Below are 22,201 nucleotides of genomic sequence, written 5' to 3'. Positions count from 1 at the left end.
TCTCCAGCAAGTTAATTCAATAGAACAACACTGGAGAATCCATGAACAAACTTAACCTCATTGCTCTACCACTTACACTACTCAGCAGTGCAGCGTTTGCGACTTCGACTCAAGTTTACATCGAACAAAACGTTGCCTCTAATGCTGCTGATAACGGTGTCTATACCACCGAAGCTGGCGCATTAATCGACACCTCAGAAAATGGACAAGTTTATATAGGTTTTGATGACCAGGGTTGGTTGGCTGCGGGTTATGGCCACGACTTTCACATCAGCGAGTCCTTCACGTTCAACCTATACGGTGAACTCGGTAAATGGGACAACGGTGAAGAGTTATTAATCGAAGGTATTATCGATTATCAAGTGAACGATAATTTCAATGTATTCAGTGGATTGGGATATAACCAGTCAGGCCAAGTACTCGAGAATGTAAGCGACACCACGATTAATACCAATAAGTTCATCGCCGGTGCGGGGTACTCACTCGCCGGTTGGGATTTAGCTTACCAATACACTCACGAAAACAGTGATGGATCCAATGGCGGGTTTACCCATGACGGTGACAATGTCTATTTTCATCAAGGTGACTACCGTACCAATGAACACGAAGTCGTTCTCTCTAAGAGTATCGACGACTGGACACCCTACGTGAAATACACCTATTTCAACACCAACGAAGGTGACCTTTACTTGAACGGCCAATCGATGGGCCCGATCGACAACGACAGCATCATCACACTTGGTTTGTCTTACGACTTCTAAACATCTCAGATTCAATTCTCATAGGCAGATGGATTTGCCCACCTTTCGAGGGCACTACTATGAAAATGACTCCTCAACGTAACAAAGTCATTAATATCGCTGCAGCGATCAGTATCGTTTTGTTTTCCGCGATTCCCACCTACGCGAGTGCTGATCACTTAGATGTCCATTATCTAGAATCGAGTTATCTAGAAACCAGATTTCTAGACTCCTCCTTCTTCGAATTCATGACACCAGATTTTGGTCAGGGGTATCTTAACGATGAGATTAAAGAAAACCCTACTCTGGAATAAATCGCCAACACATGACAAAACGTAAAAGACCAGAAACTCACACTTCTGGTCTTCTTATATAGTTCTTATTTTCTATATAACTATCATCTTCTTATAGAGCTTTACTCAGTGATTAAGACTGCGTTTCTGAGTCACTTTTCTCTAGACCGATGACATTCAAAGCCACGAATGCAGACACTAAAAAAGACACCACACTCGCCAAAAAGTGTGGTGTCTTGGTTATTACTTTAAAACTAGTTAACTAACGTTAGTTAAGATTAGTTAGCTGGACGCCAAACGCCCCATTTGTCGTTTTCGTAGGTCGCTTCAGGGTTTGTACCACCTTGAACCCACCATTGTGCTTTCCATGACTGGTTCGAGTAAGTCACGATTTCACCACCAAGGTAAACCTTAGACGAATCCCACGTACCTAGGTCTGGGTCAGGAGTCGGGTCAGGATCCGGCGTTGGATCTGGGTCTGGTGTTACGCCACCGTCATCAGCAATTACTTCAAACGTAAAGGTTTCAACGCTCTCGCTTTCAGTAGAGCTAGCAATGAACGACAAAGTTTCGTTCGCTGTAATCGCAGTCGTATCGACAACAATTGAAGCCGTTCCGTTGTTTTGGATGCTCACTGCAGAACCTTGAGTCTGAGTTAGGTTTGCTGCTTCGCTCGTTGCAATCACAACTTTGTCGCCAGCATTAACGACATTGTCACTCTTCACTAATTCGTAGATATCGCCTTTTAATGGTTCAACACCACCGTCGCCACCTTCAATCAACGTTAACTGACCTGAAGCACGGCTATCTTTTGAGTTAAAGAAGTTACGTGACGGATCATTTTGGAAGTACATGTAGTGCTCCATTTCGGCATGCCAGTCACCGATGAAGATCGCACCGTCTTTAAACTCTTCGTGCCAACCGTTGATTTCAGAAGCTAGCAGACGAGCCCAATCGTTCACGTTGCTCGCATCGATCACAATGTCGAAGCTACGTGCGATTTCACCATACTTGTTGATGATGTCGTACTTAATGGTGTCACCAATCTCTGGTGTACCAAATTGGTCAGATACGAACAAGTCGCCACGTACTAGATCAGGTTGTGGTGTCGGCTCAGGCGGAGGTGTTGTACCACCTGTAATAGTGATGTCTGAACAGTTGTAGAAGCCTTCACCCGCTGCATCGTTACGTTGCCAACGTACATATAGGATCGCGTCGCCAGAACGGTCAGATGGAATCGTCACGTTGATACGATATTTGCCACCGCTAACCGGAACATTGCCCACTTCTTGGATAAGATCTAAGTCACCCCACGCTAGGCCTTTGCTCAAGTCTGCATTTGGTTTCGTTAGGTAGAACTCCCAAAATGAAGGGTTGTGTGGTGCAGTCGCGTTGAATACATATTCAAACGTGCCTGTACTTAGCTCGGTACGCGTCCAACCAGTATGAGGCGCACCCATACCGCGCTTTTGCGAATCATTGGCATAACATAGCGTGCCATCAGGAATCGCTGCTTTCACTGCGTTGATGTTGTTGAAATCCTGAATGTTTTTTGCGTATTCGTTACGTTGAACAAACGGGTACGAGCCAGAAATATCTTTCGCTTGAGCACATGCCGCATTTGGTGGTGTACCCGACCAAATCCCACCTTGCTCGTAACACGTGTTTTGACGCGCACTTGGAAATTCAGACCAACCATGAGCGTTTGCCACTGACGGCACACTCGATAGCATAGCCATACCTACTGCTACTTTTAGAATATTATTATTTATTGTTGTCACTTTCCCACTCTCTATTATTTTACCCTGAGTACAAGACCAACTGGTCAACAACCAATCAATATTACAATTCGAGGGTTTATAGTTTTTGTTTAAAGAACAACGAAAAATATATACGTCAATTTTATCAATAACAGCGGGTTTTATATTGATAGGAATCAGAGTCACACAACTCATAGAAATGCGTTGTCGATAGATGATGTTGCTTCGAATTATTGGATCTCAGTATTCCATCTTGATTGAGGAAACAATATCCAAAGTGAATAAAAAAGCGGCTTGATGAGTAAGCCGCTTTTTGGAGATACATTATATGTACAGTAGAAGATGTACTTAGATAAATAGTAATTAGCGAACTAATAGCGACTATTCATGCCCATGCGATGTGACATGTCGTCGTCCATGCGGCCGCCCTTCCAACCGCTGCCACCTAAAAGGTTTAGAACGTCGCGTGCGTTATAGCCTTCACCACCAAAGAAATCGTTAGATACATCATTTCTCAGCAATGGAATTGTGGGTGCCAGTTCAGCATCAAGATCTTGTGGATCAGCAAACAAAGCCAATGCAATTTGTTGTTGGCGCTTGCTCAGCTCTTTAGAACTGGTTTCGACTTGTCCAATAGAGAAGAAATCACGGCTCCCATAACTCTTTACCATCTTTGCAGACAGGAGTTTGATTACCTTTTTGATTCTTCTTCTTTGGATGTATCTAAACATATTTACTTCCTTTACTAACTCGCCTTGAACCCAATAACCGGCTTAACCAATTAGTCTTTTAACCAAACAGCAGGTAAGTTTGATTGTCGACAGAGATGCTTTTCACTTGTGTGTTAAACACAAACTCAAGTTGCTCTGGAGTCAACACTTGTGCCGCAGCTCCGGAAGCTTGTAAAACGCCTTTATCGAGTAGCAGTACTTGGTCTGCATGTCTTAGAGTTCTGTTCAAGTCATGGTTAGCCATTATCACCGCAATGCCCTTCTCTGCCACTCGTTCAATGAGCTTGTAGAGTAAGGCTTCTTGAGCAATATCCAATGGCGCCGCTGGCTCATCGAGAATCAACAACTTCGCGTATGGGTTAAGTGTCGGCCAAATTTGCAAACACATGCCCGCCAAGCGAACGCGTTGCCACTCACCGCCAGACAAAGCTTGAATAGAGCGATGAAGTTTGTCTGTGATGTCGAGCATCTGGCTAATTTCTTCCAAAGCAGCGTTGATTTCAGTATCAAGGCCTTGTGAAGAACTTGGCAGAGACAACGCAAGGTATTGGAACACTTCTAAGTTGAAAGCAGGTCTTGCGCTTTGACATAAATAGGCACGATGCAGTGACAAGTCTTGCAGCGACAGCTTTGATAAGTCTTGCTCATCAAGCTTTATATCGCCCTTGTAACCATCACCAATACCCGAAATGGCCTCAAGTAAGGTACTTTTGCCACTGCCATTGGGACCGATAACGTGAGTCACCTGCCCTTGCTTGAGCTCAAATGAAAGTGGTAATAAACGAGCGCCGACGCTCAGGCTCTTAATTTGAATCATGATTTTTAATTAACATCCAAATGAAGATAGGCGCACCAATACTTGTGGTCATCACACCCAAAGGTAACTCGGCAGAATCCAATAAAGTGCGCGCGCAAATATCAGCAAACACCAACAATGCAGCACCCGCAACTGCAGACAAAGGAAGCAGGTATTTGTTGTCAGTACCAATCGCTAAACGAAGTAAGTGTGGCACAACCAAGCCCACAAAACTGATTACGCCGCCTAATGCCACGGCACAACCAACCAAAATAGACACAGCGAAGATTAAGCGCCAACGTAACTTAGGTACATTCACGCCCAGCTGCGCAGCGTGTGTCTCACCTATCATCATTTTGTCTAGCTTACTGCCTTGCAAGCACAACCAAATAATCACGGGAATCATCACTAACGTGAGTGAGTGCTGATACCAAGTCACGCCACCCAAACTGCCCATTAGCCAGTACATCAATAGTCGAAGGCTGAGATCGTCACTGAAATAGAAGGCCCATGTCACCATCGCGCCAGAAAGAATGCCTAATGCAACACCCACCAGCAGCAGTTTGGCTGTGGTCAATCGTATTGCTTTTACCATGCTCACCAGAATCACAGTAAAGCAGAGTGAACCTAAAACTGCGGCAATCATGAAGAGTTCTGGAGTCGGAGCAAACGGCAAGAAGAACAGCACAATAACCATGGCTAAGCTTGCACCGCCAGAAATGCCAAGCACACCTGGCTCTGCCAATACGTTGCCTAATAACACTTGTAAGCTTGCGCCAGATACTGCTAGCCCTGCCCCGATAGCAATAGCTGCTAATAATCGAGGTAAGCGTAAATCAATCAGTAGTTTTTGTTCTAACGTGGACAAGGTGCCCAGAGGGGAAATGAAGAGATCGCCAACCATTAGGTAAATTGCACTCAGCGCGACAAGCAGTGCTGCCATCAGATAAATAGATCTCGTCCATTTGCGCTGTTTTTGGTGAAGAAGTTGTTGGAAATCCATATCAAGCTACTTTGAAAATGTTCGCGTAACCTTACCTGTATCCCCAAATAAACTCAAGGCTCACACCGTAATGTGAACCTTGATATTTCAACCAGCTGAGCGGTTGTTTTCGTCGTTTAAACCCGAGACGAATTTAATCGTACACAAGCTGACCATGGTCGAATCGCGTTTCAACTTCACACACCATTAAGGCCGCTCGTTGACCAATCGCAACGTTACGATTAGGGAACACTACCGCTTCGTTTTCATTCTTCGCCATTAACGGTTTATCACCGTCATGTCCGAATACTTCACCGTGCTTGAACGCGGTAAAGTTCTCGACAGAATCGGAGAACATGAAATCGAAATCATCATGTAAACGAACAATGGTTCGGCTCACACGATAAGTAATAGTTCGCTTAGGTAAATGCTCTGGTTCTACTTCAGCAATCAAGTTACGCATTGCCAAGTCAAAAGCCGTTAGCTTATCAAGTTGGTTCTCACCAATTCTCGCTACTTGCCCTAGCTCCATTGTCAGTGCTTGCGCTTCAAAGTTTTCAGCGCTGTACCAACTGAACGTGCTAGTTGGTGCGTTTGACAACAACACTGCTTCCACGTGCGCACTGTTAATGAAATCAAACAGCTCTTTGCTGCGCACTTCATGGCGAACCTTAGGGCTCACTGCGAACGAGTAATGCTTAGATAAACGGATTGCACAGTGCAGATCTAAATGCCAACGAGTGGCAGGTTCCGTTTCTTTGTAAAACTCAGTCACCAAGAACTTCAAGTTCTTCGCGATATCCACTTCTCGATTGCTCTCGTACTGCTTTTCATCAAACAGACGATTCATGTTCACATCAAGAAAACGAGTATGCGCGTTGGTGGCTTCTGGGTGAGCGATGATAAACAAGCATCTCGCGTTTACTACTTGGAAGCCTGTTTCAATATCCTCAATGAGCTTATCAATCAGCTCCATTGGTGAAGTTTCGTCGCCATGAACACCGGTTGAAAAAATGATGTTCTTGGTTTCAGAATTAAAATCCGCGGGAATCACTTCCAAGACACCGCGTTGATGAAGCTTAATTTGAACACCGTTACTCAGTACGGTCTGTCCTGCAAACACTTCTTGCTCAAGATCTAGGCTGTCAAAAAGAAATGATTGGCGAAAGAGGGTCTTCGTCATGCGCTACTCCTTAATTGCACGGCCGTATGTTAATAAATTGTACATAGAAATTGTGTTGCTAGGATCGCACTTATCAACAGAAACTCCGTTATCACTCACAAATACTACCCATATATTTTTATATTACCTGCTGACTTTACTAACCGACATCTGTTCCAAATAACTTTCTCTATTTAAAGAGACTTTTGGTTGTTTCGGCTTTTCTCAGGTTATGCCAGCAAGATAAGAGCCACGTAAGCTAACACAGCTCTTACCTGCTATGAACAGATTGAGATCAATTAATCTTCCTGATCGAGCAATCTTTCAAATTCATCGATTTGAACTTTGACCATGTCGATACTTTGTTGCCAGAAATCAGCCTGAGTCAGGTCCATTCCCAAGTGTTTTTGAACCACTTCTTCTGCCATCATGCTGCCCGTATCACGCAGTAGAGACACATAATCACCGTAGAACTGCTCGCCTTTCGCATCACGTTGCGCGTAAACACCTTTGCTGAACAGATAACCGAACAAGTATGGGTAGTTGTAAAAGCTCACTTGAGAAATGCTGAAGTGCAATTTGCTCGCCCAGAAGTAAGGATCAGCTTCTGTCATTGCATCGCCGTACCATTCTTTCCAAGTGCTTTCCATCAGGTCACACAATTGCTGAGCCGTCAGTTCACCTTTTTCACGCTGATCGTAGAATGCTTTTTCGAACTCAAAACGAACCGGGATGTTGACCATCAAAGCCAATGAGGAAGACAGCTCTTCCCACAGCATCTCAAGTTTCTCATTACGTGTTTGGGCTTGCGTTAACAAGTGATCACGAACGATGTTTTCAGCAAAAATAGAAGCTGTTTCTGCTAACGTCATTGGGTAGCGTGTCTTACACAACGGCATGTCTTTCATTACCCAGTTGTGGAACGCGTGGCCCAGCTCGTGTGCCAGTGTCATTAAGTTAGAACGGCTGCCACTCCAAGTCATGAACACAAGCGGCGTGCGTGTCGCAGCAAACTTAGTACAGTAAGCACCTAAACGTTTGTTAGCTGCTGGTGCGGCATCAATCCAACCATTCTCAACCATCAAAGCAACGAAGTCAGCCATCTCTGGATTCACTTCTGCGAAAGCGGTTTTGATTACTTCGATCGCTTCATCAAATGGATAAACCTTAGATTCGCTGTCACCTAGTGGCGGCATTGCAGCTAAGTGATTCCATGGCTTCATTTCATCTAAGCCGTGAACTCTTGCCATCAACAGACCCGCTTTCTGGCCTACTGCGCGATTGGCTTTCGCCACAGACATCATTGTGTCTAACGTTTCTGGCACAATTCGGCTGCCGTGCAAGCTTGGATCTAGGAAATGCACATCTGCGATTTTCGAGCGCTTCTTGTTTTCAGTCAAGCGCCAACCTGCAAGCGCATTTAGAATCGAAGCAAATGACTCTTGGTGTGTCTTCATTGCACCTTGAACCGCGCGCCATGCAGGCTCTTGTTTGTCGAATTCGCTGCCGTACAACAAACTCGCAGCCTGTGAGAAACCAAGCACTTCTTCTTCACCATCAAGTTTTAGCGACAGTTTCAAAGAACCCGTTAGGTTGTCGTATAAACGACCCCATGCGTCGCGGCCATCCACTTTCATTGCTGCTAGAAGCTGCTCTTCAGCAACACTGAGTCGGCTGCTTGATAACTTACGTGAACTTTCAATCGCGAAGCGTTGGCCTGCAACATCTGCACTCTCGTGTTCTAAAACCGCATCAATAAACTCTGGTTCAGCGTGAATCAGCGTGTCTTCATAAGGGCTAAACGCTTGAGACATTTCAGAGTTAAGCTTTGCAACACGGCCAAGCAACGCTTTGGCTTCTGTGTGGGTCGCGTCGACCGAAGCGTGACAGTTAGCAAAGGTGTTAATTGTGCTCAGTAGTGTGCCTGCTGCTTCTGAGGTCTGGATTGCGTTTTGCATCGCCAGAATGATGTGACGCTTTTCAACATGCAGGTACAAGAGTTCGATGCACTGTTGAATGAGTTCAATGTCTTGTTCGATTTTTGCATCATCAAGATCGCGATAAGCAATGCTTAAATCCCAACTCGGTGTTGTCATGACTAAATTCCTTTCACGTAGGTAGTAATGCCAATCTGGCACAGCGGTTATCGACACCGCTTTATACTTCTAAATACTTTTAATACTTTTTCTGCTTACAGTTCTAATTGAATGTTAATCTTATAACTGTGTTTTTGAACACTCAGAGAACAGGCAGCCCTATCGCTTTGACGCTGATAAAGCTCTGTGCAAACTGAGTGACTTGAATATGGGTTATGGATGCATTCTCTATCGATAACTTCGAGTACAAGCTCGGGCTTTTCCAATCAATATCAAGGCAGTGCGCCAATAACATTCGAATTACGCCACCATGAGTAACCAGTAATAGATTGTCACTTGGGTTATTCAAAAGTTGCGACCAAGCTTGAGTTACTCTGTCGTGGAAGCTCTGTAAACTTTCTGCACCAGTCAGTTGATGATTTGCAGGGTCTTGCCAAAAGGTGTCTAGCATCGCCCACTTATCTTCAAGCTCATCAAATGCGATGCCGTCCACTTCACCAAAGTTCATTTCTTGAAATTCAGGCGCAACTGATAAAGGTACCGACACGCGCTCTGAATATAGGGTTGCTAGGACGCTGCAGCGTCTTAATGGCGAGGTAACCACACCATCAAAAGCCACATTGTGCTCTACCAAGGCTTCACATATTTGCTGTTGAAGTTCAGGGCTCACCAACACATCAGATACACCATTCAGCGCCGCCTTCCCTTCCACCTTGCCGTGTCTTAGCAAATAGATATTTTTGGTTGTTCCATTGACCATGTATATGACCTAGCCTTGAGCATCAAACGAATGATTTGAGGGTTTTAAGTTTAGTGGTAATCCTGCGGCGACCAGCGTAACTCGTTCGACAACGCGAGCGAGCGCTTGGTTCATTCGCCCTGCATTGTCGACAAACAAGCGCGACACTTTACCCAGAGGAACAACGCCTAAACCCACTTCGTTAGACACCATGATGATCTGTGCTGAGCTTTGCTCCACGCTTCTAACCAAGGCTTCGACTACAGCTTCGACTTGCTCATTGTTTGCTTCATCACCCAGTTCAAAGATGATGTTGTTTAACCAGAGTGTGAGGCAATCGATCAGTACAACATCGTCTTGATTAAACGACTGCAGTTTCGCGGCTAATTCAACGGGCACTTCATGCTCAGTCCACTCTTTACCACGACGATCTTTATGATGAGCGATGCGTTCTCGCATTTCATCGTCTAAATAGGTGGCAGTGGCTATGTAATGCATACGCCCATTTGAACATGCTTCAAGTGCACATAATGCTTGTTGTTCTGCAAAACTCGACTTACCCGAGCGCGCGCCGCCTAAAACAAGATGGCGATGACTCTGATATGCTTGATTATTCGTTGTCATGTGTTGCCTCTAATCCTGAATGCGTTACATAAAGCCGTTGTAGAAAGCAGCGACGAACACAACGTAAATCAGTAGTTCCATCAACTGTTGAGCCGCACCCAAACAGTCACCAGTAAAGCCACCAATGCGTGCAATTAACCACTTTTTGAAGCCCATTCTAAACAGGTAAGCAATCACAGCGAGAACACACGTAAACGCTAGCCCAAACCACAAACCTGGTAACAGACCAACCAACATAAGGAAGACAAGTTCGCTCTTGGTTTGTTTATTGGCTAAAGGCTTACTCTTGCTCGTGTCTAAATCGCTGACATAAGGCATGTCATAAATAAGGGATGCCGCGATCGCTCGGCTAAAGGTGTAACTCGTCACGATGACCATAAACAATCCAGCCATGCTGACGAGCTCATTGAGCAGAACCCATTTACCTAACAAAGCCATGATCAGCGCAGAAGCACCGTATGTTCCTATGCGACTGTCCTTCATGATGGTCAAACGACGTTCCAGTGTCATGCCGCCACCGATGCCATCCGCCATATCGGTTAAGCCGTCTTCATGGAAAGCACCAGTGAGCATTAAGCTAAAACTCATCATCAAAAAGATGGCAATCGAGCTCGGCAACACAGTATCAAGCAACAGGAACAAACCACCACACAAGGCGCCAAGCAACAAACCGACTGTTGAGAAATAACGACCAGAGCGGTTCATACGCTCTTCTGAATAGGGCGTATTCTTCGGCATCGGCAAACGAGAAAAGAAGCCCATAGCCAACGAAAACAGTTGCCATTGATAAGCAGCGCGATCTTTCCAAGATCTGTCCGGAAAATCACTCATTAAACTGTGACTCCGGCGCTCTCGAAGCTCGCCATGTTGTTATAGAACTCAGCTGCCGCTCGGATGATTGGCATAGCTAAAGCTGCGCCCGTGCCCTCGCCTAATCTCAAGCCAAGGTCGAGCAACGGTTCAGCGTCGAGCAGCTCTAATAAGATTTTGTGCCCTGACTCTTCAGAGCGATGCGCGAATATCATGTAGTCACGGCAATTCGGTTCAATTAAGGTCGCGACATACGCAGCGACTGACACGATAAAACCATCGACTAATACTGGTGTGCTGTTGTGGTAAGCACCGAGGAAACCACCCACCATTTGCACGATCTCGTAACCACCGACTTGAGCTAAAATCGATTTAGGATCGAGTCCTTTGCAGCGAGCAACACCTTGTTCAACCACAGCCACTTTATGAGCTAGTTGTTCATTATTGATGCCTGTACCTAAACCAACACACTCTGCCGCAATGCGGTTTGCTAATGCACTTAAAATTGCTGATGCGCTGCTGGTGTTGCCTATGCCCATTTCACCAAACATGATGATATTCGTGCCATCCGAAATGGTTCTAGATACAAGCTCTGAGCCCAGTTCAATCCCACGTTCAACCGTTTCTAAACTCATTGCGGCTTCATTGGCAAAGTTATTGGTTCGTGTACCCAAACGCTGGGAGATCAGCATTGGGTTCTCAGATTCGATTGGTAACAATATTCCTGTGTCGACCACGGTAATATCGATGTTGCTCACTGCGCAAAAACAGTTAATCGCCGCGCCGCCGTTTAAGAAGTTCAATACCATCTGTTGTGTCACGGCACTCGGGGCAATACTCACGCCTTCATCAGCGATACCATGATCACCTGCAAAAATGATGATGCTCGGTTTGTTCAATTCGATATGTTCAACCGCAGACTCTTTACCTTGGCTTTGAATCAGAGCCAGTTGATGAGCAACCTTTTCCAGTAAACCAAGAGCGCCTAACGGCTTAGTTTTTTGGTCAATGCGATGTTGGATGTACTGTGAGTATTTTGTATCTAGCATAAAATTAGTGGCACTTTGATTGAGGAACAGGGCTTAACGATCTTAGTCGCTGGAGTTAAATAGTTAACGCTTACTTAGGACGAGCGACAGAGAACACATTGGACAGCGTGGCGTATTCGCCTCCGCCCAGTCGAGATAAAGGATCAAGTGCTCATGCGTCAATCTTCAAGCGTTCGCTCTCTTTATCGATCACACCTTCAGAGATATACACCTGTTCAACTTGAGCAAAGATAAGGCTTTGTGGCACTTCACCGACTTCTTTTACCTCATACAATGTGCAACCAAAAGCCACAGCGCACTCCTTCACTCTAGGTAAAGAAAAACCTTCAAACTCAACCAACTCAATATTATTCGCGGTTACTTCAGACTCACCATGATCGAGCGTGGCTGCTGTCGCCGTCATCACCTCGGCAGAACTTGCTGACGCGATATGAATGACCAACTTACCCGTTTCAAGGGCATTACGAGTGGTGTCTTTGATTTCGCCCGATGGCTTCTTCCCAACCGATAACATCAGTAGCGGCGGATTGCTGGAAACAGGCGTGAAATAAGAGAAAGGCGCTAGGTTGTACTCTTGGTCAGAAGATTCCGTCAATGCCCACGCTATCGGGCGAGGAACGACGGTTTGTGTCATCAGGTGATAAATCTGAGTGGGAGCAAGAGTATCAAGCTTGAGGTTCATAGCACGTCCTTGGTCTATGTGAATTACGACTCAGTTTACGTGTTAAGCAAAGCTGTATCTATGCCTAAGTGACAGAAACCGCAGAGAGTGTTCTTAATTTAAACAGTTCCTGACCATTTTTTCTCAAATTGAGAATCAAAAGGACACGAGTTCAATTCCAAATCCCTGCTAGGACGAAAGATCAACAACTTACGTTTTGGCATCGTTTATGCTTTATTAAAAGTACTTATTAATCTCTCCATTGATAAGTACTCACACAGTGAACACCCACACTGAAGCAACAAAAAGTTAGAACAAAGTTATACGTTTCATAAGTAATAAAGTGTCATAAGTAACTACGTTTCATAAATACCTGGGTTTCATAAGCAAATAGTCATTACTCTAAGCAATTGGTTAAAAAAGCTCAGAAAAGATTTAGGAGGTGCAATGATTCCAAATTCAAGCAAAAGAAAACCTAATAAATCCGGTAAGAAAGCTAGCAAAAAGGTAAGGAAAATCCCACTCTCCTTTACTTAGTAAGCAACAAAGCAAATAACAAGCCCGTCGCCCAGCGGGCTTTGTTATGTTTGCTTTGAAATAGCTTCCAAACCATTTTGAACAAAACTTCACCGAACAATACTTAAGTCCAACTAGTTGGACATTTAGCACATAAGAAAAGCGCTATACAAGTAAATCGACTCTCTATAGTACAGTTGCCAACCAATGTAAATTATCTCTTACATTTTATATACTTACACAAATACACGCCTCATTTACATATTCAACTTTATTGATAGTATTGCCCCATTAATGAATGAGGGTATTTATGAAGAACAGAGGCTTTACTTTAATTGAGTTGGTTGCGGTTATCGCTATTGTAGGCATCGTGGCTGTAACTGCAGCACCACGATTCATGAACCTGAATTCTGATGCGAAGATAGCTATCCTCGATGGGTTTATTGGCTCCTTCAATGCCACCAACGAAATAGTGATGGGTAAAGCGACTATCGAAGGTTTAGAGAAAGAAAAGCTAGCAAAACTACCAGACGAAGATATTTGGATTAGATGGGGAGCCATCGCACTTGATTCAGATAATGTAGAAAATGCTATGGATACCGATGATTATCATCTCCTAAGCTATGGCAATCCTCAAAGTCCGACTCTGATTGTTTATACAGGAACAGAACGTACTTTGAGAGAGCTAAATGACTACCGATGCTTCGTACAATTTACTCGTTCATACACAATTGTTGGTAACGATATTATAGATATGGGCAACTTAATCACAAACAGGTTCTATCAGGGATGTTAGTACAACAAACTAAAACATTACGGGATATGTAAGTCTCTCCGACAATTTTGACAACTCTTTGCCCACTCTGTGGGCTTATTTTTTTTCCGCCTACTGTACGTATTTTTTCGACTATTATTTCCTAAAAATTTGCTCTTACCTTCACATTAACGACTATGAAATTGTCTACATTCCCTAATAAGGTTTAAATTAAAACAGTAGTTTACATAAAGGTTAGAGAAATCTATGAGCATTTTTGGAGACAAAACATCGGTCGTAGTGGCTGGTGCTACTGGGCTAATTGGTCGTCATGTGATGAGCCTACTCATCGATGAACCCGCGGTTGATCATATTTATGCCTTATCCCGAAGAGCACTAGATTCGCAGTTTCATTCCGACAAACTCCACACGCTCATTCACAGTGATCTTCAAGTCACCAGTTGGGACGATACCCAAGCCACACCCAATCTCGGGGTTATCTGTTTAGGTACCACCAAGAAAAAGGCAGGTTCAAAAGAAGCATTGCGTAAAGTCGATGTAGAGTTGGTTAGCCATGTGGCTCAATCGATGAAGTTTCTAGGGGTTCAACGCGTTGCGGTTGTGTCCAGTTACGGCGCGTCCGTTGATTCCTATTCGCACTACCTCAAGTGTAAAGGGCAGATGGAGCAGAACTTAAAACGTATTGGTTTTAAGCAACTTTTCATTGCACGTCCCGGGCCACTGGTGGGTGAACGAGAAGAACCAAGAGCCGATGAAAAACTGCTTCAAAGCATCTTTCCTCTGTTGTCGCCATTTATGTTTGGCAAATTCAAAAACCTTCGTCCAATTCAGGCAAAAGACATTGCACAAGCCATGTTGTTCCGATTGTTCGAAAATAATTTCCAAAATATCGAAATTTACTCGTCAAGCGACATGCTTAATTTATTGGCAAAATATCGCTAAAAAGCTCATCTATTCACCACAATGTTGGATATCCACTCATTCTATTCAGTGGATATTACCTATCGTTCTATTTAATTACTTTTCTTTATTTTACGTTTTGTTACAGGTCGCTACTGTAGCTAACAGTATTTGCGCCCATATATCTAAGCGCCCTATCGATTTAAAGAAATTCATAAGGAAAACAAATGTCATTTTCAGCTATCGCTGCCTTAGCGGTATTCACTGGTATCCTCTTCTTTCTCTACGGACAGCAGAAAAAAGAAAACACGTTATCGCGCTTAGTTCTATTAGGTTTAGTTTTTGGTAGTGCTTTTGGCCTTGGTCTTCAGTTGCTATTTGGTGAAGGCAACCCTGTTATTAAAGAAACGCTAGACTGGGTAAACATTGTTGGTCGTGGTTACGTTGGCTTATTGAAAATGGTGATCATGCCATTAGTATTGGTTTCAATGATTGCTGCGGTAGTGAAGCTTGAGAAAGGCGGTTCACTGGGCAAAATCTCTGGCATCACAATCTCTGTATTGCTAGCAACCACAGCGATTTCTGCGATTGTCGGTATTGTTGTGACTCAAGCATTCGGCCTATCTGCTGAAGGTTTGACAGAAGGTGCTCGCGAAACAGCACGTATCGCAACACTAGAAAGCCGCATTGGTACGGTTTCTGACCTAACAATTCCACAAATGCTGGTTAGCTTCATTCCAACCAACCCATTTGCAGACCTAACGGGCGCTCGCTCAACGTCTATCATCGCGGTTGTTATCTTTGGTGTGCTAACGGGTATTGCTGCACGTAAAGTAATGGCAGAGAAAGAAGAGCTAGAATCTCCAATTCGTACCTTTGTTGAAGCGGCTCAATCTATCGTGATGCGCTTAGTTAAGATGATCATGGCACTAACGCCATACGGCATCGCAGCATTAATGGCAAAAGTAGTTGCAACATCAAGCGCTTCTGACATCTTAAGCCTACTAGGTTTCATCGTCGCGTCTTACGTTGCAATTCTACTAATGTTCGTTGTTCACGGTGTGTTGGTTTCTTTTGTTGGCGTAAACCCGAAAGAGTACTTCCAAAAAATCTGGCCAGTTCTAACGTTCGCTTTCACTTCGCGTAGTTCTGCAGCAACGATTCCACTGAACGTTGAAGCTCAAATCACGAAGCTAAACGTGCCACCAGCAATTGCTAACCTATCTGCATCTTTCGGCGCGACAATTGGTCAAAACGGTTGTGCGGGTATCTACCCTGCAATGCTAGCAGTAATGGTTGCACCTACGGTTGGTATCGACCCAATGGACATCAACTTCATTCTGTCTCTGATTGCAATTATCACTGTCAGCTCTTTCGGTATCGCAGGTGTGGGTGGCGGTGCAACGTTCGCAGCACTTATCGTACTTCCAGCGATGGGCCTTCCTGTAACGATTGCAGCACTGCTTATCTCTATCGAGCCACTTATCGATATGGCTCGTACGGCGCTTAACGTATCTGGTGCAATGACAGCCGGTACGATTACAAGTCGCCTATTAGGTAAGAAAGACAAGCAACAAGATCTGGAACAAGCAAACGCTTAATTCTGAATCGAACATCTCGACCAACAAAAAAACCGATGCATGTGCATCGGTTTTTTATTATCTGTCTTATGTCAGAGCCACTTTGTAAACAGTAGAACTTAAAGCACTAATCGAATTACTTTCTCAGCTAATGCTTCATCGTCGTCTTCACTCAACCCACTAATACCTATAGCGCCAATTACCTGCCCTTGATGTTCAATTGGAACACCGCCTTTGAAACCTGTGATCCTAGAATCGGTCCAGTAGCTCAAGTCTTTGCCTGTCTCTCTTGCCCAAGCGCCCAAATTACCACTCGGTTGCCTATCTCTAGCTGAGGTATAAGCTTTGTTTTGTGCCAACAACCCCGCTTGCACGCTGACGTTGTCCATTCGGGAGAATGCCAGCAGTTCACCATGTGTATCACATACGCTCACAGCGATGGATTGGTCGTTGTGCCCTGCTATGTCGAGTGCACTGTACACAAGTTGCTGTACTATTTTTTGATTCAACATATTCATCCCCTATGGCAATGCTTGACCACGTGAGTACACGAATAAGTTATACCACTCTTCACGAGTGAGATTAATCTGAGTCGCAACCGCAGACGCCTTGATTCGGTCTAGATTAGTGGTGCCGATGACAGGCTGAATACCGGCTGGATGACGAAGTAAAAACGCCAACACGATCGCTTCACTTTCTACGCCATATTGATTGGCTAACTGCGCGACATAATGCGCGGTCTTTTTCACGTTCTCGTGTTCTGAATACAAGCCTTGTTCTGCAAAACGACCTTGTGCCAAACAGCCCCAAGCTTGCAATTGAATGCCCTTGATTTGGCAATGTTCGAGCGTGCCTGCAGCAAAATCAGATTGATGATGATCTTGCGAGTTAATCATCACGCCATCATTAAGCCAATCAAGCTTTGCCAAGCTCATTTCAATTTGGTCCGCAACAATAGGCTGACCAAGTGCCGACTGTAAATACTGGATTTGGTGACTGTTCATATTGGAGACACCGAAGAAATCCACCTTGCCCTGAGCTTTCAGATTCTCAAGCGTTCTTGCCAGTTCATCCAACTCCATCAGCGGATCAGGGCGATGCAAAAGCAACACGTCGAGCTTTTCTGTATTTAAACGGTTCAGAATGCCTTCTACCGATTGGCTTACCCAATCTGCCGAGAAATCATAACGGCCAACGTTGCCTTCACCCTCAAAGCGAATACCACACTTGGATTGAATGAACATCTGATCACGTAATTCAGGGGCTTGTTGTAAGGCTTGGCCAAAGGCTTGCTCTGCCTTACTGAAAGTATAAATATCTGCATGATCAAACAGGTTGATTCCCGACTCCAGTGCGGTGTCGATTACGCTACGTGTTTGAGCTACATCTGCAGTCGTGACCGGGTTGTCGTTCCAACCACCTCCAAGCCCCATGCACCCATAGGCGATTTGCCCAACACCCTCTAGGTGGTTTGATAGTGGGATGTTCTTTTGATTATCATTTTTGTTCGTTGAATCAATGCTGTTCGTCATACCTGATCTCGCTTAGAAGGTTTGATGCCAATAAATATGCCTCTATCATATTGTTCTTTTTGAAAAACAGAATATGCTAGTTACGAAATGATTGTTTGGTATAGCGAACAATGAAAATAGACAGCTTTGAAGGAATACGCGAATGAACGAGCACAAAAGAATAGAACGTTTGATCCTATTTGTAGAACTTGCTCAACAACTTAACTTTACCAAGGCAGCGGAAAAGCTTGGTATATCCAAGAGCTACCTTTCAGAGCAAATCAAACGACTAGAAAGCGACTTACAGTGCCCTCTTCTTGTAAGAACCACGCGCAGTGTTCGATTAACCCAAGAAGGCGAACGCGCACTACAACAAGGCTTAGCCATTCGCTCTCAAGTATTGCAGCTTGAGCGCAGCGTTTCGGAGCAGCACGACATCGTAAAAGGCACTTTACGCCTTACTGCGCCAAAGATGTTTACAGAGGTGTTCCTGTTCGATATCTGCCAGCAGTTTAGACAGCAATACCCTGAGGTTCGCTTTGAGATTAACAGCAGTTACACCAACTTTAATCTCAACCAAGATGATATCGATATCGCCTTTCGTGCCACCAATACCCCGCCAGATAACATGATCGCGAAACGATTGATTACCTATCAACACGATTTGGTTGCAACACCCAATTATCTTGACCAATTTGGTCGCCCCACCAGCGTGAGCGACTTAAGTCATCATCAATGTTTAGCGACACTGCATCAAACTGAGTGGCCTTTAAAATCAGCGAATATCGATGTGTCAGGTTGGCTCTCAAGCAATGACAATCACTTACTCAAGCAACAAGCCATGGTAGGCAACGGTATTATTCGTATCGCGAGTTATTACGTTGACAAAGAAGTTGAACGTGGGGAGTTAGAACGAGTATTACCTGACGAATGCTTACAACAAGGGAACAGTATTTATCTGTTCTACCCTCAAGTCATCTACCCAGCTAAAAAGCATCAAATGTTTATTAAGTTTGTTCAGAATTACTTTGAACATTTAAGTGAATAACCAATTAGGGTTATAGATTAAGAATCAATTAACAGTATAGCGAAAGGTTTAAATACCCCTCATAAATTGCTGACCATTATTTAAGGAGAGCTGTCGAACAATAATAAAGCATTTTTGCGGGCCTATTCATTCGTTATAAACGTTAAGCGTGCATTCGTTCAACAATACAATGGGGTATCTGGAAAAATTTTATAAAAATGATATATGATGCATCGCTTCAAACATGGCGTTTAACCATGGCAAAAGTTCGATAACAGGATTCCAATGAGCTTTATTATACTTTTACTTCTTCTATTTTTCGCTACTCGTTTACTTCAGTGGCGAAAAACTTCTTCTTTTCTTTCGCTTGTTCTTTTATCGTCATTTGTGATGATTGGTACAGGCTTAATTCCTCGCTATTTATTAGATGATCTGCAAGCAAATTACGAAAGTAAACCAGATATCCAATGGTCGGATAACAATGCGATTGTTCTTCTCGGTGCGGGAACCCAGCTAATTAAAAGCACACAAGAGTTCGAGCCAACCTTTTTCTCTTTTGGCCGAATCAGTGAAACGGCAAGCCAATATAAAGAGTGTGCAAAAACGCAAACTACATGCAAAGTGATCATCAGTGGTGGTGATGCACAAGACAACGGCGTGACAGAAGCGGAAATTTACGAGCAACAATTGCTGAGACTTGGTGTACCAAAAGCTGACATCATCCGAGAGCCTAACAGCGTGAATACTTGGAAAAACGCACAGCTAACCAGCGACCTGATGAAGCGCCACCAATTCGACAACATTATTCTGGTTTCATCAGGCCTGCACATTCGCCGCAGTGAACTCTATTTCAACCACTTTGGATTAGAGGTAATTCCGGTTAGATCCGATTACATGGCGGCTCAGGTTTCGTGGCTTCCTTTGTGGTACAACTTTGCGGTAACAGACTTCGCACTGCACGAGCAAATCGGTTTTGCGAGGTACAATATCTACAACTTTATGGGTTGGAACAGCAAACGTGAGAAGCCAGGGGATGCTTAATCGCGTTCAATTAAGTTAACTCGATCGATACACACAAAAATGCAGCAACAATCGAAAGGTTGTTTGCTGCATTTTTTGATCCTACCTATCACAATATTCTTTCTTATTTAGGCTTACGTCCACACTCCCTATCCTGTAAGCAACAATTCTTTCTAATCAATCTTGCTGACTTATTTTTCCAAACCCATTTCCTAAATAACAAAGTTACAAAAACACAAACGTTCAACAATTAACCATCCATTAATTGGATGGTTGAAAGTAATTGAAATCAATCAAGATAAGTCTTTATCAAACGACAAGTTGATCAGTACAAGCCTCTGATATTTATAAGTATTTATTTTCAATTCATTTCAGTACTTTTGGCTTTGTTTTATATGACAGAGTACACCCCGCTAGAGACCCTCGGCTTTAAATAATACTCATAACAACACATATAAATCGCATCTAAAAACAATAGCCAAATAATGGCACCTAGGAATTTATTCATGCTCAACGTCAGTAAAACCATTCTATTTAGCACTGCCTTATCGTTAATACCTTTGACGGCCCATTCAAAAATATACTCAGACCAAATTGTCTTAGACAAACTTGGGGAAGATGTGTGTCGCTCCGACTATCGTCCACTTACTCATACCGAAGCACAAGAGCACAAAACAGCGCTTATCTCTCGTATGAACGTGTGGGATATAGCAGGCCTTCAAGATGACTGGGTAATCATGGGCTCTGGCTATCACGGCCTCATTAAACGAGACCAAGACAGCGGCGACACATGGTGTTATCCCAATCACCCAGACGCAGGTTTGCCTTACTATCAGGAACAAGCCATTGAAGAGCACAACAACGTAGAGGTTCAACGAGCCTTAGTTAGCGATAATGCGAGCTTTATTCGCCCATTAAGCTACTTAGCACACAACCTTGGTTACGCTTGGGTTGGCGGTGACAACGGTCGCTACGTCGGCCAAGATATGGGGATCAAACAGCTTAACGATGGTTGGGAGATAAAGGGCAACAGCGATGGTTCATGCTCTAGTGAACGTTGTGACGAAAAAACCACAATCACGGTCGATAACTTCTCTTACACACTTGATAGCACGGCATTTTCTCATGGTGAGGTTCGCGAACCAGAACAAGCGCTGATTAATACAGTGTCGGCTTACGCGATCAATGACGGCGACGAACCAAAGCAGATCATCGTTGACCTTTATTTTGAGCAATCTACCCAATGGCGCAAAACCAACAGCTTTGACCTCTCAGAATCCGTAGCGATCAACGAGAACTTTACTTGGCCTCAGGTTGGGAAAACAGATGTAACGGTAGTGCTTGAACAAGACCAGCGTTTCTCTGATACCAACAATGGTTCTCGCTCTGAACCCACAGAGAGACAAGCCATCATCACAGTGCCGGCCAATTCTGTTTTGCCGTTTAGAGTCGAGTTTTATCGCTCAAGTATCTCTTACCCGTACCGCATCAAAGCGAACATGAGTTACGACGTAAATTTCACCGGTTTCTTGCGCTATAGCGGCAACGCACTAAGTTCACACCCAACAAACCGTCCAACAATCTCACACACCTTCACCATAGGTGCTAACAGCGAAGAACAAGCGAACATTCGCTATCAATGGGATCACCGTTATATTCCTGGTGAGATGAAATGGTGGGACTGGAGTTGGGCGATTAACGCAAATGGCTTAAGCAGCATGCAATATGCCGCGGGAGCAAGTGTACGTCCCTTCTACACACACGTGACGGGGCAGTTCAGTGCGGAGTCTCAATATTCAGGCATGATCGATATTGGAGAACAGCACCCTGTGGATTCATTTGATGTTATAGCAACGCTTGGTGACCACACAACCTACCACGCAGGTGAGATTGAGGTCGTTACTGACTTCGACCCAGAAGCTTTAGCACAACTTGGGTACCAAGACGCTCAGCTCATGATTAATCCTGTTCAGCACTAGTTGGGTCAAGCTTTAGGTTCCTTTTCTGACTCAATAATGGCTAGCACGCGTCTAATCATCACGTTTTTGAATTGGTCAACGCTGACTTAAAAGTGCAATCACAACGAAACAAAAGTTTGAGTTAATGAAGCCGGCTAAAGACAGAGATCCCTAACAGGAGGAGCTATGAAATACTGTCCATGTTGCTCAACAGAGCTCATCTCACGAGATGATGTTCACATTTGTCCACGTAACGAAATCGGTGACTGCTATTTTGACGGGTATGAACAATCTCATATTGAATATCATCAGCTCAAAGACTACCCACAAGATTCAGCGTTAGATATTGCCGAGATTATTGCTGATTAACGCTTAATACGAGAGAAAGTTTAAAGCACATCTCAATTAAAGAGCGTAAGCACACTTACATGTCGGCTAAAATTAAAAGACCCTGATGGTAGTACCATCAGG

At 44.1% G+C, this 22,201-nt stretch carries 21 protein-coding genes and 1 pseudogene; 9 read left to right on the top strand and 13 right to left on the bottom strand.

Annotated features, from left to right (window positions below):
- The first annotated feature begins 41 nt into the window (after positions 1-41).
- Both L0992_07425 and L0992_07420 read left to right on the top strand, forming a co-directional pair.
- Positions 42-761: a hypothetical protein gene (locus tag L0992_07425; protein ID XGB68505.1), complete on the top strand. Its 720-nt coding sequence runs from the start codon at positions 42-44 to the stop codon at positions 759-761.
- Positions 762-820: 59 nt separating this feature from the next.
- A complete protein-coding gene (locus tag L0992_07420; GenBank protein XGB68504.1) occupies positions 821-1,054 on the top strand; it encodes a hypothetical protein in 234 nt (77 codons plus the stop codon).
- A gap of 257 nt (positions 1,055-1,311) precedes the next feature.
- Here the strand turns inward: L0992_07420 and L0992_07415 are convergent, their stop codons facing one another.
- The 11 genes and pseudogenes from L0992_07415 to L0992_07365 all read right to left on the bottom strand — a co-directional run bounded on the left by L0992_07415 (position 1,312) and on the right by L0992_07365 (position 12,464).
- Entirely contained in the window at positions 1,312-2,766 is a 1,455-nt protein-coding gene (locus L0992_07415; protein XGB68704.1) for a lytic polysaccharide monooxygenase, read from the bottom strand.
- 398 nt (positions 2,767-3,164) lie between these two features.
- The gene (locus L0992_07410) at positions 3,165-3,524 is read right to left on the bottom strand and encodes a hypothetical protein (GenBank protein ID XGB68503.1); all 360 of its coding nucleotides are present in this window, start codon (positions 3,522-3,524) and stop codon (positions 3,165-3,167) included.
- A 58-nt stretch (positions 3,525-3,582) separates the two neighbouring features.
- Positions 3,583-4,341 (bottom strand): vitamin B12 ABC transporter ATP-binding protein BtuD, encoded by a 759-nt coding sequence (btuD, locus tag L0992_07405; protein ID XGB68502.1) that lies wholly within the window; start codon positions 4,339-4,341, stop codon positions 3,583-3,585.
- Positions 4,328-5,323 (bottom strand): vitamin B12 ABC transporter permease BtuC, encoded by a 996-nt coding sequence (gene btuC / locus L0992_07400; protein ID XGB68501.1) that lies wholly within the window; start codon positions 5,321-5,323, stop codon positions 4,328-4,330. The genes btuD and btuC overlap by 14 nt, the downstream gene beginning before the upstream one ends.
- A gap of 133 nt (positions 5,324-5,456) precedes the next feature.
- Positions 5,457-6,485, bottom strand: coding sequence for a succinylglutamate desuccinylase (locus tag L0992_07395; protein XGB68500.1), 1,029 nt, complete (start codon positions 6,483-6,485; stop codon positions 5,457-5,459).
- A gap of 278 nt (positions 6,486-6,763) precedes the next feature.
- Entirely contained in the window at positions 6,764-8,560 is a 1,797-nt protein-coding gene (locus L0992_07390; GenBank protein ID XGB68499.1) for a M3 family oligoendopeptidase, read from the bottom strand.
- A 142-nt stretch (positions 8,561-8,702) separates the two neighbouring features.
- Positions 8,703-9,320, bottom strand: a complete 618-nt coding sequence (locus L0992_07385; GenBank protein ID XGB68498.1) for an alpha-ribazole phosphatase family protein — start codon at positions 9,318-9,320, stop codon at positions 8,703-8,705.
- A 9-nt stretch (positions 9,321-9,329) separates the two neighbouring features.
- The gene (gene cobU, locus L0992_07380) at positions 9,330-9,923 is read right to left on the bottom strand and encodes a bifunctional adenosylcobinamide kinase/adenosylcobinamide-phosphate guanylyltransferase (GenBank protein XGB68497.1); all 594 of its coding nucleotides are present in this window, start codon (positions 9,921-9,923) and stop codon (positions 9,330-9,332) included.
- Between the two features lie 24 nt (positions 9,924-9,947).
- Positions 9,948-10,754, bottom strand: coding sequence for an adenosylcobinamide-GDP ribazoletransferase (locus L0992_07375; protein ID XGB68496.1), 807 nt, complete (start codon positions 10,752-10,754; stop codon positions 9,948-9,950).
- Complete coding sequence (cobT, locus tag L0992_07370; GenBank protein XGB68495.1) at positions 10,754-11,782, bottom strand: nicotinate-nucleotide--dimethylbenzimidazole phosphoribosyltransferase; 1,029 nt, start codon at positions 11,780-11,782, stop codon at positions 10,754-10,756. Before cobT ends, L0992_07375 begins: the two co-directional genes overlap by 1 nt.
- Positions 11,783-11,852: 70 nt before the next feature.
- Positions 11,853-12,464, bottom strand: a pseudogene (locus tag L0992_07365) (flavin reductase family protein).
- Between the two features lie 805 nt (positions 12,465-13,269).
- On the opposite strand from L0992_07365, the gene L0992_07360 reads away from it, so the two are divergent.
- The 3 genes from L0992_07360 to L0992_07350 all read left to right on the top strand — a co-directional run bounded on the left by L0992_07360 (position 13,270) and on the right by L0992_07350 (position 16,235).
- The gene (locus L0992_07360; protein ID XGB68494.1) at positions 13,270-13,755 is read left to right on the top strand and encodes a type II secretion system protein; all 486 of its coding nucleotides are present in this window, start codon (positions 13,270-13,272) and stop codon (positions 13,753-13,755) included.
- 225 nt (positions 13,756-13,980) lie between these two features.
- The gene (locus tag L0992_07355; GenBank protein XGB68493.1) at positions 13,981-14,676 is read left to right on the top strand and encodes an NAD(P)H-binding protein; all 696 of its coding nucleotides are present in this window, start codon (positions 13,981-13,983) and stop codon (positions 14,674-14,676) included.
- A gap of 185 nt (positions 14,677-14,861) precedes the next feature.
- Positions 14,862-16,235, top strand: a complete 1,374-nt coding sequence (locus tag L0992_07350) for an L-cystine transporter (protein XGB68492.1) — start codon at positions 14,862-14,864, stop codon at positions 16,233-16,235.
- A gap of 98 nt (positions 16,236-16,333) precedes the next feature.
- On the opposite strand, the gene L0992_07345 is transcribed toward L0992_07350, so the two are convergent.
- Positions 16,334-16,726 carry a heme-binding protein gene (locus L0992_07345; GenBank protein XGB68491.1) on the bottom strand — a complete coding sequence of 131 codons (393 nt, stop codon included), beginning with the start codon at positions 16,724-16,726 and terminating at the stop codon, positions 16,334-16,336.
- A 9-nt stretch (positions 16,727-16,735) separates the two neighbouring features.
- Positions 16,736-17,746, bottom strand: coding sequence for an aldo/keto reductase (locus L0992_07340; protein XGB68490.1), 1,011 nt, complete (start codon positions 17,744-17,746; stop codon positions 16,736-16,738).
- 142 nt (positions 17,747-17,888) lie between these two features.
- Here L0992_07340 and L0992_07335 point away from each other — a divergent pair, with 142 nt between their 5' ends.
- The 4 genes from L0992_07335 (at position 17,889) to L0992_07320 (ending at position 22,099) form a co-directional block, all read left to right on the top strand.
- A complete protein-coding gene (locus L0992_07335) occupies positions 17,889-18,773 on the top strand; it encodes a LysR family transcriptional regulator (protein ID XGB68489.1) in 885 nt (294 codons plus the stop codon).
- A 264-nt stretch (positions 18,774-19,037) separates the two neighbouring features.
- Positions 19,038-19,793 carry a YdcF family protein gene (locus L0992_07330; protein ID XGB68488.1) on the top strand — a complete coding sequence of 252 codons (756 nt, stop codon included), beginning with the start codon at positions 19,038-19,040 and terminating at the stop codon, positions 19,791-19,793.
- Between the two features lie 485 nt (positions 19,794-20,278).
- Positions 20,279-21,751: an aerolysin family beta-barrel pore-forming toxin gene (locus L0992_07325; protein ID XGB68487.1), complete on the top strand. Its 1,473-nt coding sequence runs from the start codon at positions 20,279-20,281 to the stop codon at positions 21,749-21,751.
- A gap of 165 nt (positions 21,752-21,916) precedes the next feature.
- Positions 21,917-22,099, top strand: a complete 183-nt coding sequence (locus L0992_07320; protein XGB68486.1) for a hypothetical protein — start codon at positions 21,917-21,919, stop codon at positions 22,097-22,099.
- Positions 22,100-22,201: the final 102 nt, after the last annotated feature.

The organism is Vibrio pomeroyi, from assembly GCA_041879425.1.
GTDB classification, from domain to species: Bacteria; Pseudomonadota; Gammaproteobacteria; order Enterobacterales; family Vibrionaceae; genus Vibrio; species Vibrio pomeroyi_A.
The sequence above is the reverse complement of the archived record's forward strand: the minus strand, read 5'-3'. Positions and strand labels throughout refer to the sequence as shown.

Excerpts from the sequence above, each read along its gene's own strand:
- L0992_07425 (XGB68505.1), top strand. The coding sequence starts at position 42 with ATGAACAAACTTAACCTCATTGCTCTACCACTTACACTACTCAGCAGT.
- L0992_07420 (XGB68504.1), top strand. The coding sequence starts at position 821 with ATGAAAATGACTCCTCAACGTAACAAAGTCATTAATATCGCTGCAGCG.
- L0992_07415 (XGB68704.1), bottom strand. The coding sequence starts at position 2,766 with ATGCTATCGAGTGTGCCGTCAGTGGCAAACGCTCATGGTTGGTCTGAA.
- L0992_07410 (XGB68503.1), bottom strand. The coding sequence starts at position 3,524 with ATGTTTAGATACATCCAAAGAAGAAGAATCAAAAAGGTAATCAAACTC.
- btuD (XGB68502.1), bottom strand. The coding sequence starts at position 4,341 with ATGATTCAAATTAAGAGCCTGAGCGTCGGCGCTCGTTTATTACCACTT.
- btuC (XGB68501.1), bottom strand. The coding sequence starts at position 5,323 with ATGGATTTCCAACAACTTCTTCACCAAAAACAGCGCAAATGGACGAGA.
- L0992_07395 (XGB68500.1), bottom strand. The coding sequence starts at position 6,485 with ATGACGAAGACCCTCTTTCGCCAATCATTTCTTTTTGACAGCCTAGAT.
- L0992_07390 (XGB68499.1), bottom strand. The coding sequence starts at position 8,560 with ATGACAACACCGAGTTGGGATTTAAGCATTGCTTATCGCGATCTTGAT.
- L0992_07385 (XGB68498.1), bottom strand. The coding sequence starts at position 9,320 with ATGGTCAATGGAACAACCAAAAATATCTATTTGCTAAGACACGGCAAG.
- cobU (XGB68497.1), bottom strand. The coding sequence starts at position 9,923 with ATGACAACGAATAATCAAGCATATCAGAGTCATCGCCATCTTGTTTTA.
- L0992_07375 (XGB68496.1), bottom strand. The coding sequence starts at position 10,754 with ATGAGTGATTTTCCGGACAGATCTTGGAAAGATCGCGCTGCTTATCAA.
- cobT (XGB68495.1), bottom strand. The coding sequence starts at position 11,782 with ATGCTAGATACAAAATACTCACAGTACATCCAACATCGCATTGACCAA.
- L0992_07360 (XGB68494.1), top strand. The coding sequence starts at position 13,270 with ATGAAGAACAGAGGCTTTACTTTAATTGAGTTGGTTGCGGTTATCGCT.
- L0992_07355 (XGB68493.1), top strand. The coding sequence starts at position 13,981 with ATGAGCATTTTTGGAGACAAAACATCGGTCGTAGTGGCTGGTGCTACT.
- L0992_07350 (XGB68492.1), top strand. The coding sequence starts at position 14,862 with ATGTCATTTTCAGCTATCGCTGCCTTAGCGGTATTCACTGGTATCCTC.
- L0992_07345 (XGB68491.1), bottom strand. The coding sequence starts at position 16,726 with ATGTTGAATCAAAAAATAGTACAGCAACTTGTGTACAGTGCACTCGAC.
- L0992_07340 (XGB68490.1), bottom strand. The coding sequence starts at position 17,746 with ATGACGAACAGCATTGATTCAACGAACAAAAATGATAATCAAAAGAAC.
- L0992_07335 (XGB68489.1), top strand. The coding sequence starts at position 17,889 with ATGAACGAGCACAAAAGAATAGAACGTTTGATCCTATTTGTAGAACTT.
- L0992_07330 (XGB68488.1), top strand. The coding sequence starts at position 19,038 with ATGAGCTTTATTATACTTTTACTTCTTCTATTTTTCGCTACTCGTTTA.
- L0992_07325 (XGB68487.1), top strand. The coding sequence starts at position 20,279 with ATGCTCAACGTCAGTAAAACCATTCTATTTAGCACTGCCTTATCGTTA.
- L0992_07320 (XGB68486.1), top strand. The coding sequence starts at position 21,917 with ATGAAATACTGTCCATGTTGCTCAACAGAGCTCATCTCACGAGATGAT.